The sequence below is a fragment of the Vibrio bivalvicida genome (assembly GCF_001399455.2).
In the GTDB taxonomy this organism is placed as follows: domain Bacteria; phylum Pseudomonadota; class Gammaproteobacteria; order Enterobacterales; family Vibrionaceae; genus Vibrio; species Vibrio bivalvicida.
On record NZ_LLEI02000090.1, the window covers coordinates 25,166 to 42,933 of the forward strand.

Genomic DNA, 17,768 nt, shown 5'->3' on the forward strand with positions numbered 1-17,768 from the left:
CGCTCATTGAGCGCCGCTTTTTTATTGGGTACAGTATCACACCTCTTCGACTCTCAGGGACATGATGGCATGCTGTTAGAAGGTATAGAAACACTGTTAGCGCTCAGTAAGGCCAAAACCATGAGCCGTACTGGCAGCCAGCTCTATATTAGTCAATCAGCGGTCAGCAAACGCATTGCCAACCTTGAGAAGAAGCTTGGCAAAAAGTTGATTGTTCCGGATGGAAGAAATGTTCAGCTCACACAAGATGCAATCAATCTTATCGAGAGTATTGGCCCAACCTTCAATGAACTAAGAGGCCGTATCTATGAGCAGCAATCGATGGAGGAGCAGAGCACAATAACCCTTGACTGCTCTGAAACTTTAGTGGCGAGTTACCTTGCAGATATCCTTGGTCAGCACTTTAGATCAGATCCTTACATTCGCATCACCACTAATCATACACCACGAATCGTTGAGCATGTTCAGTCAGGCAAAGCGCATCTAGGTATTTGCGCGGGTTTACTTCCCCCGCAGCATGGGCTAAAAACATTTCATCTAATCGACGAGCCGTTTTTTATTGTCGCCGATCGCCCTCTTAAGCAACTGCCAAGGACGATCATTACCAATGATCTTGCCAACACTGCCAATACGTACCAGCTAAAGATCCTCAAAAATCTTGCTATGACACCGGTTATGGAGATGGACTCTTATGCCGCGGCAGCCCAGCTTGCCCTTTCTGGGATTGCTCCTGCTTTGGTGCCCTTATCAGTCATCCAAACGCTAAAGATCGAGCAACAGCATTGCCATCACTTTGAGCAGTTACAGCCACTCTATCGCCCACTGCATGTGTGCCTGCGCGCTTCTTCGTATAAGAATCAACGAATCAAAGCCCTAGTTGATAAAGTGGTTGCTTCGGTAGCTAAGTCAGCAAATACATCACTTAATACTCACTAACTAAAACGCTAGGCAATAAAAGAGAGTAACCATTGTGAATGCTCTTGCCACAATAACTTTGCTGCCATCAGTATCGACATCGTAATCACCAATGGGCGAATCCACTGTTGTCCTTTGCTCACCACCACTTTAGCGCCGAGCCGTGCCCCAATAAATCCTCCGACGGCCATCACAAGCCCTAACTCCCAAATCGGCAATCCGGCAAAAATAAAGAACAGCAGTGCTGCAATATTGGAGGTGAAGTTAAGCACCTTAGTACGCGCTGTCGCATCCACCAGCGAGAAGTGACCTAATGCAACAAAGCAAACTGTGAATATCGATCCTGTGCCCGGGCCAAAGAAGCCATCATAAAAGCCGACACCTCCGCCAACCGAGAAAGCAAACATGGCTTCAGATAGCTTTGCCTCACCTTTATGCTGTTTCGCTTTAGGCATCATTAGGAAATAGAGCGAGATCGCAACCAAACAAATCGGAATTAGGCTCGTAAGTACCCCGGCATCTATGTACTGGACGGCTTCTGCACCCACCGCCGAGCCAATAAAAGTACAAACGATCGCAAGGCGCATCTCTTTAATGCTGACAATACCATTGCGCACGAAATACCAACTGGCAGAAAAGCTGCCAAATGAACTCTGAAGCTTGTTTGTAGCGAGCGCCTGAGTCGGAGGGACACCAGCCGCGAGTAGAGCGGGCAGAGTAAGTAGCCCCCCTCCCCCAGCCATGGCATCAATGAAACCCGCTGCGGTCGCCACGAAGAAAAGTATCGTCAGTAATTCGAGTGTCAGTTCCATTCTCAATCAATCGGTTATCTACTTATGTCTGTCAAAATACCACTAAGTTAACAATTCCCTTAGAGAAAGATTAGACTTTAATTCATTCCAACTATTCATCAATAAAACAAAAGCCCACTCAAATGAGTGGGCAATGATGTTGTCATATAAGCTCTAAGTTGAGCTTACTGATTTTTATTACGCTTCGTTCGCTTTCACCTTTGCGTGTAGCTCTTGAACTGAAGTTACCGACGTTTTCGCGTCAGCCGTATGTGCCATACATACTGCAAATGCAGCGTTCAACGTCGTTGTATAGTTCACCTTCTCAGCTAATGCGCCACGACGAAGTACTTTAGAGTCTTCAATCGCTTGACGGCCAGCAGCCGTGTTCACGATGTAGGTGTACTCGTTATTCTTGATACGGTCAAGAATGTGTGGACGACCTTCGTGTACCTTATTCACTAAACGTGGGTTAATACCCGCTTCACCCAGAATAACTGCCGTACCATGCGTTGCATCTAACTGGTAGCCAAGCTTAGTCAGCTTAGACGCTAGGTCAACAACACGCTGCTTATCACCTTCACGTACAGATAGCAGTGCACGACCACCTTCAGGGTAAACCGCTCCACAGCCTAGTTCAGCTTTAGAGTACGCTTCTGCGAATGTTGCACCTACACCCATTACCTCTCCTGTTGAGCGCATTTCTGGGCCTAACAGTGGGTCAACACCAGGGAATTTATTGAACGGTAGCACCACTTCTTTTACAGAGTAGTATGGTGGGATGATTTCTTTGGTAAAGCCTTGAGCTTCTAGAGATTGACCCGCCATAACACGTGCCGCAATCTTAGCGATTGGTGCGCCCGTTGCTTTCGATACAAACGGTACAGTACGTGCTGCACGAGGGTTAACCTCGATTAGGTATACTTTGTTGTTCTTAACGGCAAACTGTGTGTTCATCAGACCACGAACACCCAACTCGAACGCTAGCTTTTCAACTTGCTCACGCATTACGTCTTGGATTTCTTGGCTTAGGGTGTATGCAGGAAGAGAACATGCTGAGTCACCTGAGTGAACACCTGCTTGTTCGATGTGCTCCATGATACCGCCGATAACGACGCGCTCACCGTCACAGATAGCATCGATATCCACTTCAACTGCGTCGTCTAGGAAGCTATCAAGAAGAACTGGAGATTCGTTCGATACGCTTACTGCTTCGTTGAAGTAGCGACGTAAATCTTGCTCGTCGTATACGATTTCCATCGCACGACCACCCAGTACGTATGAAGGGCGTACAACTAGTGGGTAACCAATTTCACGCGCTTTCTCTACCGCTTGTTCCATTGTCGTTACAGTCGCGTTCTCTGGCTGTAGAAGACCTAGACGGTCGACAGCAACTTGGAAGCGCTCACGGTCTTCTGCACGGTCGATAGCATCTGGGCTAGTACCGATGATTGGCACGCCTGCGGCTTCAAGTGCGCGTGCTAGTTTCAGTGGCGTTTGACCACCGTACTGAACGATAACGCCTCTTGGCTTCTCAACGCGAGCAATTGCTAGTACGTCTTCCAGTGTTACTGGTTCGAAGTACAGGCGGTCAGAAGTATCGTAGTCTGTTGAAACTGTCTCAGGGTTACAGTTAACCATGATAGTCTCATAGCCATCTTCACGTAGTGCTAGTGATGCGTGTACACAACAGTAGTCGAATTCAATACCTTGACCGATACGGTTAGGACCACCGCCAAGAATCATGATCTTGTCTTTATCAGTTGGGTTCGCTTCACACTCGTCATCGTAAGATGAGTACATGTAAGCGGTATCAGAAGAGAACTCAGCCGCACAGGTATCTACGCGCTTGTAAACTGGGTGGATATCGTACTGGTCACGTAGGCGACGGATTTCACTTTCAGACACACCTAAAATCTTAGATAGGCGAGCATCTGCGAAACCTTTACGCTTCAGCTTTTTCAGTTCTTCTTTGTTCAAGCCTGCGAAACCTTTCACTTTAAGCTCTTGCTCAAGCTTCACGATGTCTTCGATTTGAACTAGGAACCAGCGGTCGATTTGCGTTAGGTTGAATACGCCATCTACTGACATACCAGCACGGAATGCATCCGCGATGTACCAAATACGCTCTGCACCCGCTTCTTTAAGCTCATGACGAATTGTTGTCAGAGCATCAGGAGCATCTAGGTCGACCATTTCATCAAAGCCAGTTGCACCTACTTCTAGACCACGAAGTGCTTTTTGTAGCGATTCCTGTTGGTTACGGCCGATAGCCATAACTTCACCAACTGACTTCATTTGCGTCGTTAGACGGTCGTTCGCGCCAGCAAACTTCTCGAAGTTAAAACGAGGAATCTTAGTCACGACGTAGTCGATTGTTGGTTCAAATGATGCAGGAGTTGCACCACCAGTGATATCGTTCTGTAGCTCATCAAGAGTGAAGCCAACCGCCAGTTTTGCTGCAATCTTCGCGATTGGGAAACCCGTTGCTTTCGATGCTAGAGCAGAAGAGCGAGATACACGTGGGTTCATCTCGATGATAACCATACGGCCATCTTTCGGGTTAATACCAAACTGTACGTTTGAACCACCCGTTTCAACACCGATTTCACGCAGTACCGCTAGAGATGCGTTACGCATCAGTTGGTATTCTTTGTCTGTTAGTGTCTGAGCTGGAGCAACTGTGATTGAGTCACCGGTGTGGATACCCATTGGGTCAAAGTTTTCAATCGCACATACGATGATACAGTTATCCGCTTTGTCGCGAACCACCTCCATCTCGTACTCTTTCCAGCCGATTAGTGATTCATCGATTAGAAGCTCGTTAGTTGGAGAAAGGTCTAAACCACGGCGACAAATCTCTTCGAACTCTTCTTTGTTATAAGCGATACCACCACCGGTACCACCCATAGTGAATGATGGACGGATGATACATGGGAAGCCAACCATATCGAGAACGCCGTAAGCTTCTTCCATGGTTTTCGCTGTATCTGCACGCGGACACTCAAGGCCAATAGACTTCATCGCTTTATCGAAGCGAGAACGGTCTTCTGCTTTATCGATAGCGTCAGCAGTTGCACCAATCATTTGCACGCCAAACTCTTCAAGTACGCCGTGTTTTTCTAGATCTAGAGCACAGTTAAGCGCAGTCTGACCACCCATTGTTGGTAGTACGGCATCTGGACGCTCTTTCTCAATGATCTTACGAACTACTTCCCATTGGATCGGTTCAATGTAAGTTGCATCCGCCATGTCTGGGTCAGTCATGATAGTTGCAGGGTTAGAGTTCACAAGGATAACTCGGTAACCCTCTTCACGCAGTGCTTTACATGCTTGAGCACCAGAGTAGTCAAACTCACATGCCTGACCGATAACAATCGGGCCGGCACCTAGAATTAGAATACTTTTTAAGTCAGTACGTTTTGGCATTCTCTACTACTCCGAATTAAGCGCTGTGTTGTTTAATGAGTTCGATAAAGTGGTCAAATAACGGTGCCGCATCTTCTGGACCTGGGCTCGCCTCTGGGTGACCTTGGAAGCTAAACGCTGGCTTGTCTGTACGGTGAATACCTTGCAGTGAACCATCAAATAGCGATACGTGAGTTGCACGTAGATTCTCAGGTAGTGTTGCTTCATCCGCAGCAAAACCGTGGTTCTGAGAAGTGATCATTACAACGTTACGATCTAAATCTTTAACTGGGTGGTTAGCACCGTGGTGACCAAACTTCATCTTCACAGTCTGTGCACCAGACGCTAGCGCTAGGATTTGGTGACCTAGGCAGATACCAAAGATTGGCAGGCCTTTTTCTAGGAATACTTTTGTCGCTTCAATCGCGTAAGTACATGGTTCTGGGTCACCCGGGCCGTTTGATAAGAACACACCGTCTGGATTAAGAGCCAATACTTCTTCTGCTGATGTTTCAGCAGGAACAACCGTTAAGCGGCAGCCGCGGTCAACAAGCATGCGCAGGATGTTGCGTTTTGCACCGAAGTCGTAGGCAACAACGTGATATGGCAACTCGCTGTCGTCTTTCGCTTCAGGAAGTCCACTCTCAAGCGTCCACGAACCTTGTTTCCATTGATACGCTTCTTTTGTTGTAACTTCTTTCGCAAGGTCCATACCTTTTAGGCCAGGGAATTCTTTCGCTTTAGCTAGCGCTAGAGCCTCGTCTAGGTTGTTACCCGCAACGATACAACCGTTCTGTGCGCCTTTCTCACGCAGAATACGAGTAAGCTTACGCGTATCGATATCAGCAATGCCGACGATATTTTGCGATTTAAGGTAATCAGAAAGGGATTGTTCGTTACGGAAGTTGGAAGCGATAAGAGGAAGGTCGCGAATCACAAGGCCTTGTGCGTGGATTGAAGAGGATTCTTCATCTTCGGAATTGGTTCCGGTATTGCCAATGTGAGGGTAAGTAAGAGTAACAATTTGTTGAGAATAGGAAGGATCAGTGAGGATTTCTTGGTACCCCGTCATCGAGGTGTTAAAAACGACTTCACCGACAGCAGAACCATCTGCGCCAATGGATTCACCGTGGAATACTGTCCCATCTTCTAGGACTAGCAGTGCTGACTTACTCAAGACAACCTCCGGAATAAAGATGCATTAAAATTGATTTAATTTGCAAATCTACCTTCCCGCAACACTCAAAAGTGCGTGTTTATGGAAATTAGACAAATTGGCGGTATTCTAATGATGGTTGTGATTTGTGTCAACAGAGTCGTTAAAATAAGTTGGACATTTAGAGCAGTTAAATCAAAAAAGGGTTTTAGATGGCTAAAAAACAAAGTTTAGTCAGGAGATTGGGGCGATGATATGAAAACTTTATGAAATGTGTCATTTTTTACTCATCACAGATCACAGTTTTGTTTATGGCTTTTGCGCAAACGTTGAACAAACAAACTTCACTTATACTTTTAAGCAATTGTGGTAAAAAACACATTCAAACAATCAAAATCAGCACTAAAAACCAATACAACTAGTGCACTTTACCATGTTTATTAAAGAGACATTATTAGCTAGATATAAAAAGCGCCGGGCAAGCCCAGCGCATAATTATTGATTTAAAGCTCATTGAGTCCTAACACATCGGTCATGGTATAAAAGCCCGCTGGCTTCTCATTTAGCCACACGGCGGCTTTAACAGCGCCGTTAGCAAAAGTCATTCGGTCTGTCGCTTTATGGGTCACCTCAACTCGCTCACCGATATCAGCAAACATTGCCGTGTGCTCACCAATAATGTCGCCCGCTCGAATCGTAGCAAAACCTATCTCATCTTTAGTACGCTCACCGGTAATACCTTCACGAGCATAGACAGCGACATCATTGAGCTTGTTACCCATCGCATCGGCAATCGCTTCACCCATGCCAATAGCCGTACCAGAAGGCGCATCTACTTTATGACGGTGGTGTGCTTCGACAATTTCAATATCGCAATAATCTCCCATCACCTTGGCCGCTTTCTCAAGTAGCTTAAAGACCAAGTTAACGCCAACCGAGTAGTTCGGTGCCATCACTACAGGCACTTCTTTGGCAATCGTATCTATGAGCTCTCGCTCTTGCTCAGTAAACCCCGTCGTACCAATAACGATGCTCTTACCGTGTTGACGACACAGCTCCAAATTTACAAGCGTGCTTGCTGGTGCCGTGAAGTCGATAATGACGTCAAAGCTTTCAATCTCTTTTGCTAGGTCGTCAGTCAGAACAACATCAAACTTACCTTCACCACAAAGTTCACCAACATCAACACCGACTAGTGAAGACTCAGGTCGCTCTGAACCCGCACCTACTTGCGCTTGTTGATTTAAGTAAGTTGCTTTAACTAGGTTACGGCCCATTCGGCCTGCTGCTCCTGCAATTGCAATACGTACCATTGCACTTCTCCGTTTCGAGTAATCGTTTTTATAGCCAATCCACTAAAACTAACAGTATTCACCACCTCTGGCTAGGGGGGCTTTGACGGGTTTAAGAAAACTCTTTTAGCACACGCTCTAAGATCGGCACATTAGCCTCTGGGAATGTATATTTGCCAAGGTCGCTGATATCAACCCACTCGCCTTGCTGCCCCTCTTTTCCATAAGGTTGGCCGCTAAATTCAGTAACGGTAATAAAATCAAACTTTAAAGACTTGTCAGGATAATCAAATTCAATATGTTCAAATAACGCTTGTTCAGTGGTTGTAATTCCAACTTCTTCTTCAAGCTCGCGAACCATAGCTTGCTCGATGCTTTCACCCTGTTCTACTTTGCCGCCAGGAAACTCCCAAAAACCACCTTTATGCTTATCATCTGGGCGCTTAGTAATAAACACCTGCGATTTATCTCGGTTGAAGATAATTCCCGCTACGATATGAATTCGTTTCATCAGACTTCCTATTTACTTTCCATTGTCATGCCCTGCATTGTGGCTGACGATTATTAAGATAACCATTAGATAAAAAAAGAGCCGCCTAAGCGACTCTAAAATTAATACTTGTTTGAGGCAAAGCATCAACCGATTTTGCCGTGGCATTGCTTGTACTTTTTACCACTACCACATGGGCAAGGCTCATTACGGCCTACTTTACGCTCTTCACGGACCATTGGTTGGTGAGCGCCTTCGTCTTCTTCTTCACCATCCGAAAGCTGGCTTTGCGCTGATGCATGCTGGGCTTGAGCATGGCGAGCCGCTTCCTCAGCTTGAGCACGACGCTGCTCTTCCATGCGCTCAACTTCTTCTTGTTGCTGAACGCGAACTTTAGACAGAATGGTAATCACATCTGACTTCAGTGCGTCTAGCAGTCCTTCAAATAGCTCAAACGACTCACGCTTGTACTCTTGTTTCGGGTTTTTCTGTGCGTAACCACGAAGGTGAATACCTTGGCGAAGGTGATCCATAGCTGCTAGGTGTTCTTTCCATAACGTATCTAGCGTTTGTAGCATCACTGATTTCTCGAAGTTGCGCAGCACTTGCTCACCAACGACTTCTTCCTTCTGCTTGTAAACCGTGATAGCCGTTTCGATAATCTTCTCACGAAGTGCTTCTTCGTAAAGTTTGTCATCCTCTTCGAGCCACTGCTTCACTGGCGCATCAAGATCAAAGTCATTTTTAAGGCGATCCTGTAGGCCTTCGACATCCCACATATCTTCAAGAGATTGTGGTGGGATGTATTCATCGATCACCGCTGTTAGCACGTCTTGACGGTTCTGTTCGATCATCTCGCTGATATCGTCAACAACCATCAACTCGTCGCGAAGTTCGTAAACAACCTTACGTTGGTCGTTGGCAACATCATCGTATTCAAGTAGCTGTTTACGAATATCGAAGTTACGGCCTTCAACTTTACGTTGCGCTTTTTCGATAGAACGAGATAGCATCTTAGATTCGATCGCTTCACCTTCATCCATACCGCTTTGAATTAAGCTTGCCATACGGTCAGAAGTGAAGATACGCAGCAGAGAATCTTCCATTGATAAGTAGAAGCGAGATGAACCTGCATCACCTTGACGACCAGAACGACCACGCAGCTGGTTGTCGATACGGCGAGATTCATGGCGCTCTGTACCAATAATGTGCAGACCACCTGCTTCTAGTACTTGGTCATGAATCACTTTCCAATCAGCTTTAATCTTATCGATCTGCTCTTGCGTTGGGCTTTCGAGCTTGTCAACTTGAGCCTGCCAGCTACCCCCCAATACGATATCAGTACCACGACCAGCCATGTTGGTTGCAATCGTTACAGCGCCAGGAGTACCTGCTTCAGCAACAATTTCGGCTTCTTTCTCGTGGAATTTTGCGTTCAGGACGTTGTGCTTAATCTTCGCTTTCTTCAGCGCATTAGACAGAAGCTCTGACTTTTCGATAGACACAGTTCCCACTAGAGAGGGCTGACCTTGTGCAACGCGTTCTTTAATATCCTCAATGATCGCATTGAACTTGTCAGCTTCGGTACGATAAACCACATCAGGCATATCGTTGCGAACCATTGGCTTGTTGGTTGGAATAACCACCGTTTCTAGACCGTAGATCGATTGGAACTCGAACGCTTCGGTATCCGCAGTACCTGTCATACCTGACAGTTTTTCGTATAAACGGAAGAAGTTCTGGAAGGTGATAGAAGCCAGAGTCTGATTCTCGTTCTGGATCTTAACGCCTTCTTTGGCTTCCACCGCTTGGTGTAAACCTTCAGACCAACGACGACCAGGCATAGTACGTCCTGTGTGTTCGTCAACGATAACCACTTCACCGTCTTCGTTAACGATGTAGTCAACGTTCTTTTCGAACAATACATGGGCACGAAGCGCTGCGTTCACGTGGTGCAATAAGCTGATATTAGTTGGAGAGTAAAGCGTATCGCCCTCTTCCATCAGGCCATTCTTGATCATCAATTCTTCAACAAATTCTTGACCTGTTTCGGTCAGATGAACTTGCTTAGATTTTTCGTCAACCGTGTAGTGACCATCACCACGGTATTCTTCTGAATCTTCTTGATCTTGTTGTTGTAGATGAGGAATCAGAGTATTGATACGAATGTAAAGCTCTGAACTATCTTCAGCAGGACCAGAGATAATCAGTGGTGTACGTGCCTCATCAATAAGAATCGAGTCGACCTCATCGACCACAGCAAAGAAACGCTCACGTTGCACACGGTCTTCAGCGCGGAAAGCCATATTGTCACGAAGATAGTCGAAACCAAACTCGTTGTTCGTACCGTAAAGAATATCCGCTAGGTAAGCTTCTTTTTTCTCTTGAGGCGGCATGTTTGGCACGTTGATACCAACCGTCATGCCTAAGAATTCGAATAGAGGTCGGTTAGTTTCTGCGTCACGCTTAGCTAGGTAATCGTTGACGGTAACAATGTGTACGCCCTTTCCTGGTAGCGCGTTGAGATAGGCTGGTAGCGTAGCCGTTAGCGTTTTACCTTCACCGGTACGCATTTCTGCAATTTGGCCTGCGTTTAGTACCATACCACCGATAAGCTGTACGTCGAAGTGGCGCATACCATATACACGCTTAGACGCTTCACGTACTGTGGCGAATGCTTCTGGTAGTAGTTTATCTAGAGTTTCACCCTGCTCTAAACGCTGACGGAACTCAACGGTTTTTGCTTTTAGCTCTTCATCAGAAAGTGCTTCAAACGCTGGTTCGTAATTATTAATCTCTTTTACAATTTTTCTCAGGCTGCGCAGTGTTCGATCATTGCGACTGCCAATCACCTTTGTCAGTAGCTTAGTTATCATTTGCTATGAATCTCTCTTTATTCAGATCGGGCCCGATCTACTTTTAATGCCTTCAGTCTCTAACAGTTTTGAACTAAGAATACTGAGATAAATCACTTTCCTCAGATATTGTGATGACAACTATAGATTTCAAGGCTTATATCACTATAAGTGGCGGATAGTTTATGGGATTTTGCCTCTCACAACCAATAACAAGGTGATTTGTTTGAAGCATTCTTTATTTTTTATCGTTATATGATTGAAGTTTATTCGTCTTAAGCTCTATCTTCGTTCTAGCCCATTGACTAAAATAGAATTGTCGACTTGATTAGAGGCTCAACATGAGAGACCACCGCCCGACTTTAGGGGATGAGATAATTGCTGATTCACGACTATCCCAACTGCAACAACACGCTCAAGAGATCATATTGATCAATCGAGAGCTAAAATCGATCCTGCCTAGAGGAACGGAAGATCATTGCCGGGTGGCAAACATTCGCGATAATCAACTGATCCTAGAAGTCGCAAGTGCCGGGATCAAAATGAAAATTGATTACGAACGGTTGAGTATCTTGAATCAGCTACGATCAAAAGGATTTGCCCGCTTGATTGCGGTGAGTGTCCAGATCAACCCTGAACTGTATCGAAGTAAGAACCGTAGCGAAGATAAACCAAAACCTCGTGATCCAATATCCGGTACAGCGGCGCAGTATCTAGAAATGATCGCCACAGGTGCATCGCCTAAAGTCAAAGCGAGATTAGAGAGCTTGGCAAAACTGGCGAAAAAAGATCAAAGTTAGCCGAGACAGGCAAACAAAGCCTAAAGCTTATTTAGGATGGGGCATAAAACAAAAAAGCCAGACTCTCGTCCGGCTTTTTCTAATCAATCTTGTTATGCCATAACCACGTTTGGTTCTGCAAATGCAACTGGTGATGTCGCTTCTTCTTCGAAAGTTACCCATTCCCATGCTTCTTGATCTGCAAGCACTGAACGAAGTAATTGGTTATTCAAACCGTGACCAGATTTAAACGCGCGGAACTCACCAATGATTGGGTGGCCGCACATATAAAGGTCACCAATAGCATCCAACACTTTGTGAGTAACAAACTCATTGTCAAAGCGCAGACCTTCTTCGTTAAGAATACGATATTCGTCTAATACGATGGCACAATCAAAGCTACCACCTAAACATAGGTTTTGCGACTGTAAGTACTCAATATCGCGCATGAAACCAAAAGTACGTGCACGAGAGATATCTTTGACAAAGCCTTGCGATGAGAAATCAAACAGTAGGTGCTGCTCGTCAGATTCAATGGCTGGGTGGTTGAACTCGATTTCGAAGTCCATACGGAAACCGTTGAATGGCACGAATTCAGCCCACTTATCGTCATCTTCAAAGCGTACTGGCTTTTTGATGCGGATAAAACGTTTTGGTGTATTTTGCTCTTCAATACCTGCTTGTTGGAGCAGGAACACGAATGGGCTAGCACTGCCATCCATGATTGGAATCTCTGGAGCATCAACTTCAACGATGATGTTATCGATACCCATTCCCGCTAGAGCTGCGTTTAAGTGCTCAACAGTAGAGATACGTACACCTTCGTCATTAACCAGTGCTGTACATAGCATTGTATCGCGAACGGACGCAGGATCCGCAGGAAAATCTACAGGAGGATTCACATCAGTACGGCGATAAACGATGCCAGTATTTGCAGCAGCAGGGCGCAGAGTAAGCGTGACTTTACGACCAGAGTGGAGACCCACACCAGTTGTTTTCACTATTTCTTTCAGAGTACGTTGTCTGATCATCTACTTTGCCTCAGTAAAAATGCTACAAATCACGGTCAATGGTGACATTGACCGTGCATGCTACCACAAAATTGAACAGTGTCAAATTGTAGTTATTTTAGTCAGCTTGACGACGTAAGAACGCAGGGATATCAAGATAGCCGCTTTCTTTATCTGCCTTAGGCGCTGCTGCACTTTGCCCCGCACCTGAACCAGACGGTGTTGATGTCGTTGGCTGAGGAGTTACCTGAGGTTTTTCTTGCAAAGTTGGTGCCGCTTTTTCTTCCACTTTATTGACAGTCTGCTGAGCAGGCGCTGTTTGTGGCTGAGTCTGCGGTTGAGCAACAGGAGCGACTTTCGCTTTGCCACCCGCAACTAAAGTAATATCAGGTTTCTTCTCGTTACCAATACCAGTCGCAACAACTGTCACACGGATTTCATCAGCCATATCAGGATCTAATGAAGTACCGATTACAACGGTTGCGTTATCTGAAGCAAACGCTTTTACTGTGTTACCCACGGTTTCGAATTCATCTAGACGCATATCTAGACCCGCCGTGATGTTAACTAGCACACCGCGTGCTCCAGCAAGATCGATATCTTCTAGAAGTGGGCTAGAAATTGCCATTTCTGCCGCTTCTTCAGCACGATCTTCGCCTTTAGCAACACCGCTACCCATCATGGCATGACCCATTTCTGACATCACTGTTCTTACGTCAGCAAAGTCGACGTTAATCATGCCTGGACGAGTAATCAGTTCTGCAATACCTTGTACTGCATTCTTTAATACATCGTTCGCGCTAGCAAATGCTTCAAGTAGTGTAATACCACGGCCAAGTACCTTAAGAAGCTTCTCGTTAGGAATCGTAATTAACGAGTCCACGTGCTTAGAAAGCTCTTCGATACCTTGCTCAGCAAAAGCTAAACGCTTTTTGCCTTCGAAGCTAAATGGCTTAGTTACAACAGCAACCGTTAGGATACCTAACTCTTTTGCCACTTCTGCAATAACAGGAGCTGCTCCTGTACCAGTACCACCGCCCATACCAGCTGCGATAAATACCATATCGGCACCGTTTAGCTCTTCTTTAATGCGATCGCGATCTTCGAGAGCTGCGTCACGTCCTACTTGAGGGTTCGCACCTGCTCCAAGACCTTTGGTCATATCACCACCAATCTGAATAACACTATTCACACTGGTTTTACGAAGCGCCTGAGCATCAGTATTAATACTAATGAACTCAACACCTTCGATGGATTCACGTACCATGTGTTCAACGGCGTTACCGCCACCGCCACCAACCCCAACGACCTTAATAACTGCGTCGTCAGACATTTCCATCATCGGTTCAAACATGTGTTATCTCCGTTTTTCCTGCTGCTCAGGTTAAAACTCTTTTTGTATCCAATTACGCAAACGACCAAACAACCCCGTTACTGACGAGCGCGTCGGCTCGTTGTACTCAGTATCGTCGTTAATTTGACTGTCTCTCGCATAATGAAGTAAACCAACTGCCGTAGAATGATACGGCTCTTTTACATAATCTGTTAAGCCGCTCACCTCTAGAGGTTTGCCGACTCTTACTTGGTTGCGGAATACACGTTCCGCACACTCGACCAGCCCTTCAATCTGTGCCGCTCCACCGGTGAGCACCACTCCTGCTGCTAGGTGATGTTTAATCCCTTCTTCGCGCAGCTTCTCTTGAACTGTATCGATAGTTTGGTTAACCAGTCCCATTAACTCAGTATAACGAGGCTCAATCACTTCAGACAAAGTCTGTCTTTGCAAACTGCGTGATGGACGCCCGCCAACGCTAGGAACGTTAACCGTGTCATCTTTGCTGACTAACTCACTTAGAGCACAGCCATATTTTACTTTTATCTCTTCCGCATCACTCACTGGTGTACCGAAAGCAAAAGCAATATCACTTGTCACAGCATTACCCGCGTACGAAAACACTTCTGTATGGCGTAAAGCGCCGCCAGTCCAAATGGAAACATCCATAGTACCAGCACCAATATCGACAACACATACGCCCAGTTCTCGCTCATCTTCTGTGATAACCGCATTACTCGCTGCTAAACCAGAATAAACAAGATGCTCGACTTTAAGTCCACATCGCTCGACTGCTTTTATGATATTTCTCGCCATATCATTGTGACAAGAGATTAGGTGTACGCTAACTTCCATGCGTACTCCTGATAAACCTAGCGGATTTTTAATCCCTTCTTGATAATCAATCGTAAATTCTTGAGGAATTACATGCAGAATGCGTTGTTCGTCACCAATTTTGATCGATTTTGCCGTATGGATTGCACGATCCATATCTTCTTGAGAAACCTCTTCATCAGAGATAGTTCCCATGCCTTTTTCTATACGACTGGCAATGTGACGCCCTGACAGCGAAATAAATACATTGCTAATTTGGCACTCTGCCATCAATTCGGCTTGGTCAACAGCACGCTGAACCGACTTAACCACCGATTCAAGGTCGTTAACACCACCTTTGTCCATCCCGCGAGACGGGCTACTGCCTGCGCCAATAATGTTAATTTGACCATCAGGCAATACTTCGCCTACGAGAGCCGATACGGTAGCAGTGCCTATATCAAGACCAACAATAATGTTGTCATCAGCGGTCTTAGTCATCTGTAGTCTCTTGTTCTAACTCTTGTTCTGGGAACCATCCAATTGATGCTCCCGTATCATACCTGAGGTCGATGTAGCTCACTCGCTGAGTATCACTACCCAAATTCTTATAAAGCGAAATAAAGCGTTCTATCCGCTCTTCCAACGACTCTTTGCCTAGTTCTAAACGAATACCATTATCGAGGATGATTTGCCACGCTCGACGATCATTTAAAACCAACGATGTCATCGTTAGATTAAGTGCCTCAAATCTAGGGCTAATGCCGCGCCATACCTGAAGTACTTCTTCACTTGTACCTTTCGGTCCATATAACTTGACCCGTTCTTCTTCTAACTTGCCAATATCACCATCAAAAACCTGACCGTAATCATTGAGCAATGCATTACCGTTCCAGATGGCTTCTGCATGATGTTCGGTAAGAAAAACTTTAACCGTGTCTGGCCACTGTTTACGAATCGAGGCATGAGATACCCAAGGGATCGACTCCGCCATGTTCTGCAACACATTCACATCCTGAGACATAAATGTTCCAACATGTTCAAGGCGAGCAAATACGCGTTGAACATCTAAAGCAGAGACATAGTGTAATTCACCCTGAAGCACTATTTTCGAAAGGGGGAGACGTTGGTCATCCCACATCCAAGAGATCGTGGAGTAAAGGAGAGAGCCAATTAACAACAAGACCACTAGCAAGAAACTGCCACCAACGACATGTTCTTTTACCAGTGGCATAGCGGTTAAACGACGGCCTTCATTAAAAGCACTTTTAATCAAAGTCCATAGTCCTTGCCATTAGCTCGCTTATTCTTTCCCTATCTCAATTCGTACAATAGAGGCAAAAGCACTTACTTTAACCTTCGGATTATACTGGCGTCCAAGAAAGTATCAAACACTGAAAGTGATAAATCACTACTTAAAATTCAATAAGTGACGCAAATACCCAAAATTCGATGTTTTAAACTATGCCTGTACCATCTTATCGATATTTAACTCAAAAGCCGCGAGCTGTTTCGCCACTTTACCAACATCACCTGCCCCCTGAGTGAGCACTAAGTCACCGTCTTGTAAAACATTGGCGAGAACTGAAGGTAACGCCTTGCTTTCTGGGACAAAAATCGGGTCAAGCTTACCACGACTACGAATCGTGCGACATAGAGCGCGACTGTCAGCCCCCGCAATTGGCTTTTCACCCGCAGAGTAAACATCTAACATGATCAAAACATCTACTTGCTCTAATACGTTAGCGAAATCATCATAGAGATCGCGCGTTCGACTATATCGGTGCGGCTGGAAGATCATCACTAAGCGCTTCTCTTTCCAACCATTGCGTGCTGCTTGAATTGTCACATCGACTTCTGTTGGGTGGTGCCCGTAGTCATCAACTAACATTGCCTGACCATTACCTGTATCAAACTCACCCAGATGATCAAAGCGACGCCCAGTCCCCTGAGTGCCCGCCATTGCATTCAAAATCGCTTCGTCGGCAATATCATCTTCTGTTGCTACGGCAATCGCTGCTGAGGCATTCAGAGCATTGTGGCGACCTGGAATATTCAAGGTAATATCTAAGTCTGCTTTGCCCTGACGGATAACCGTGAACTTACCTTGCTGCCCTTCTTGACGATAGTTATCGATACGAACATCAGCATCTTCTGCAAAGCCGTAGGTAATCACTTGACGACTGATCTTTGGCACCAGTTCTCGTACAACAGAATCGTCAACGCAAACAATCGCTTGGCCATAAAACGGTAGATTATGTAAGAAATCGATAAAAGTTTGCTTTAAGGTCTCAAAATCACCGCCATAGGTATCCATATGGTCAGCTTCGATATTAGTAACAATGCTTACCATGGGTTGGAGGTGTAAGAAAGATGCATCACTCTCATCCGCTTCAGCGATCAGAATCCGGCTTGAACCTAAACGCGCATTGGTCCCTGCACTCTTAACCAGACCACCATTGACAAAAGTAGGATCGAGGCCTGCTTCAGAATAGATCTGAGTGACTAGCGCTGTGGTGGTCGTTTTACCGTGTGTTCCCGCAACTGCGATACCATGACGAAATCGCATCAATTCTGCCAACATCTCTGCGCGGCGAACCACTGGAATACGCGCTGCTCGCGCCGCGATAATTTCTGGGTTTTCTTCATTGATTGCAGTAGAAACCACTACCACACTCGCCTTGGCAACGTTCTCTTGCGCGTGACCGATGTAAACCGTGGCACCTTTTTGAGTTAAACGCTCTGTCACAGGGTTCTCGGCTATATCAGAACCCGATATTTGATAGCCTTCGTTAAGTAGTACTTCTGCAATACCACTCATTCCAGCACCACCGATACCAATAAAGTGAATACACTTCACGCGGCGCATTTCTGGCACCATAGCGCGAATTTGAGCTAAATCTTGAGTATGTTGAATTGTCATGAA

At 45.7% G+C, this 17,768-nt stretch carries 13 protein-coding genes; 2 read left to right on the plus strand and 11 right to left on the minus strand.

Translation table 11 applies throughout. The features are described 5' to 3' along the window. The first annotated feature begins 69 nt into the window (after nucleotides 1–69). On the plus strand, nucleotides 70–936 hold the full coding sequence (locus APB76_RS20935; protein WP_054962011.1) for a LysR family transcriptional regulator: 867 nt from the start codon (nucleotides 70–72) through the stop codon (nucleotides 934–936). Between the two features lie 8 nt (nucleotides 937–944). Here APB76_RS20935 and APB76_RS20940 read toward each other — a convergent pair whose 3' ends face one another. The 6 genes from APB76_RS20940 to secA all read right to left on the minus strand — a co-directional run bounded on the left by APB76_RS20940 (nucleotide 945) and on the right by secA (nucleotide 10,928). Continuing rightward, nucleotides 945–1,727: a TSUP family transporter gene (locus APB76_RS20940; RefSeq protein ID WP_054962012.1), complete on the minus strand. Its 783-nt coding sequence runs from the start codon at nucleotides 1,725–1,727 to the stop codon at nucleotides 945–947. 177 nt (nucleotides 1,728–1,904) lie between these two features. Beyond that, complete coding sequence (carB, locus tag APB76_RS20945; protein ID WP_049842872.1) at nucleotides 1,905–5,135, minus strand: carbamoyl-phosphate synthase large subunit; 3,231 nt, start codon at nucleotides 5,133–5,135, stop codon at nucleotides 1,905–1,907. A gap of 16 nt (nucleotides 5,136–5,151) precedes the next feature. Then, nucleotides 5,152–6,291, minus strand: coding sequence for a glutamine-hydrolyzing carbamoyl-phosphate synthase small subunit (gene carA / locus APB76_RS20950; RefSeq protein ID WP_049842873.1), 1,140 nt, complete (start codon nucleotides 6,289–6,291; stop codon nucleotides 5,152–5,154). A gap of 482 nt (nucleotides 6,292–6,773) precedes the next feature. Then, a complete protein-coding gene (dapB, locus tag APB76_RS20955) occupies nucleotides 6,774–7,583 on the minus strand; it encodes a 4-hydroxy-tetrahydrodipicolinate reductase (protein WP_049842874.1) in 810 nt (269 codons plus the stop codon). Nucleotides 7,584–7,674: 91 nt separating this feature from the next. Further along, a complete protein-coding gene (gene mutT / locus APB76_RS20960; RefSeq protein ID WP_049842875.1) occupies nucleotides 7,675–8,073 on the minus strand; it encodes an 8-oxo-dGTP diphosphatase MutT in 399 nt (132 codons plus the stop codon). A gap of 125 nt (nucleotides 8,074–8,198) precedes the next feature. Then, nucleotides 8,199–10,928: a preprotein translocase subunit SecA gene (secA, locus tag APB76_RS20965; RefSeq protein WP_049842876.1), complete on the minus strand. Its 2,730-nt coding sequence runs from the start codon at nucleotides 10,926–10,928 to the stop codon at nucleotides 8,199–8,201. A 320-nt stretch (nucleotides 10,929–11,248) separates the two neighbouring features. Between secA and APB76_RS20970 the strand changes: the two genes are divergently transcribed. Next, a complete protein-coding gene (locus APB76_RS20970; RefSeq protein WP_049842877.1) occupies nucleotides 11,249–11,707 on the plus strand; it encodes a DUF721 domain-containing protein in 459 nt (152 codons plus the stop codon). A 92-nt stretch (nucleotides 11,708–11,799) separates the two neighbouring features. Here APB76_RS20970 and lpxC read toward each other — a convergent pair whose 3' ends face one another. The 5 genes from lpxC to murC all read right to left on the minus strand — a co-directional run bounded on the left by lpxC (nucleotide 11,800) and on the right by murC (nucleotide 17,765). Continuing rightward, nucleotides 11,800–12,717, minus strand: a complete 918-nt coding sequence (gene lpxC / locus APB76_RS20975; protein WP_049842878.1) for a UDP-3-O-acyl-N-acetylglucosamine deacetylase — start codon at nucleotides 12,715–12,717, stop codon at nucleotides 11,800–11,802. Nucleotides 12,718–12,814: 97 nt separating this feature from the next. Continuing rightward, the gene (gene ftsZ, locus APB76_RS20980; protein WP_004744949.1) at nucleotides 12,815–14,050 is read right to left on the minus strand and encodes a cell division protein FtsZ; all 1,236 of its coding nucleotides are present in this window, start codon (nucleotides 14,048–14,050) and stop codon (nucleotides 12,815–12,817) included. Between the two features lie 30 nt (nucleotides 14,051–14,080). Next, complete coding sequence (gene ftsA / locus APB76_RS20985; RefSeq protein WP_049842879.1) at nucleotides 14,081–15,343, minus strand: cell division protein FtsA; 1,263 nt, start codon at nucleotides 15,341–15,343, stop codon at nucleotides 14,081–14,083. Continuing rightward, nucleotides 15,336–16,118 carry a cell division protein FtsQ/DivIB gene (locus tag APB76_RS20990; protein WP_054962013.1) on the minus strand — a complete coding sequence of 261 codons (783 nt, stop codon included), beginning with the start codon at nucleotides 16,116–16,118 and terminating at the stop codon, nucleotides 15,336–15,338. The genes ftsA and APB76_RS20990 overlap by 8 nt, the downstream gene beginning before the upstream one ends. Nucleotides 16,119–16,304: 186 nt before the next feature. Continuing rightward, on the minus strand, nucleotides 16,305–17,765 hold the full coding sequence (murC, locus tag APB76_RS20995; RefSeq protein ID WP_054962014.1) for a UDP-N-acetylmuramate--L-alanine ligase: 1,461 nt from the start codon (nucleotides 17,763–17,765) through the stop codon (nucleotides 16,305–16,307). Nucleotides 17,766–17,768 lie beyond the last annotated feature (3 nt).

Excerpts from the sequence above, each read along its gene's own strand:
- carB (WP_049842872.1), bottom strand. The coding sequence starts at position 5,135 with ATGCCAAAACGTACTGACTTAAAAAGTATTCTAATTCTAGGTGCCGGC.
- APB76_RS20940 (WP_054962012.1), bottom strand. The coding sequence starts at position 1,727 with ATGGAACTGACACTCGAATTACTGACGATACTTTTCTTCGTGGCGACC.
- mutT (WP_049842875.1), bottom strand. The coding sequence starts at position 8,073 with ATGAAACGAATTCATATCGTAGCGGGAATTATCTTCAACCGAGATAAA.
- ftsZ (WP_004744949.1), bottom strand. The coding sequence starts at position 14,050 with ATGTTTGAACCGATGATGGAAATGTCTGACGACGCAGTTATTAAGGTC.
- murC (WP_054962014.1), bottom strand. The coding sequence starts at position 17,765 with ATGACAATTCAACATACTCAAGATTTAGCTCAAATTCGCGCTATGGTG.
- APB76_RS20970 (WP_049842877.1), top strand. The coding sequence starts at position 11,249 with ATGAGAGACCACCGCCCGACTTTAGGGGATGAGATAATTGCTGATTCA.
- secA (WP_049842876.1), bottom strand. The coding sequence starts at position 10,928 with ATGATAACTAAGCTACTGACAAAGGTGATTGGCAGTCGCAATGATCGA.
- dapB (WP_049842874.1), bottom strand. The coding sequence starts at position 7,583 with ATGGTACGTATTGCAATTGCAGGAGCAGCAGGCCGAATGGGCCGTAAC.
- APB76_RS20935 (WP_054962011.1), top strand. The coding sequence starts at position 70 with ATGCTGTTAGAAGGTATAGAAACACTGTTAGCGCTCAGTAAGGCCAAA.
- lpxC (WP_049842878.1), bottom strand. The coding sequence starts at position 12,717 with ATGATCAGACAACGTACTCTGAAAGAAATAGTGAAAACAACTGGTGTG.
- ftsA (WP_049842879.1), bottom strand. The coding sequence starts at position 15,343 with ATGACTAAGACCGCTGATGACAACATTATTGTTGGTCTTGATATAGGC.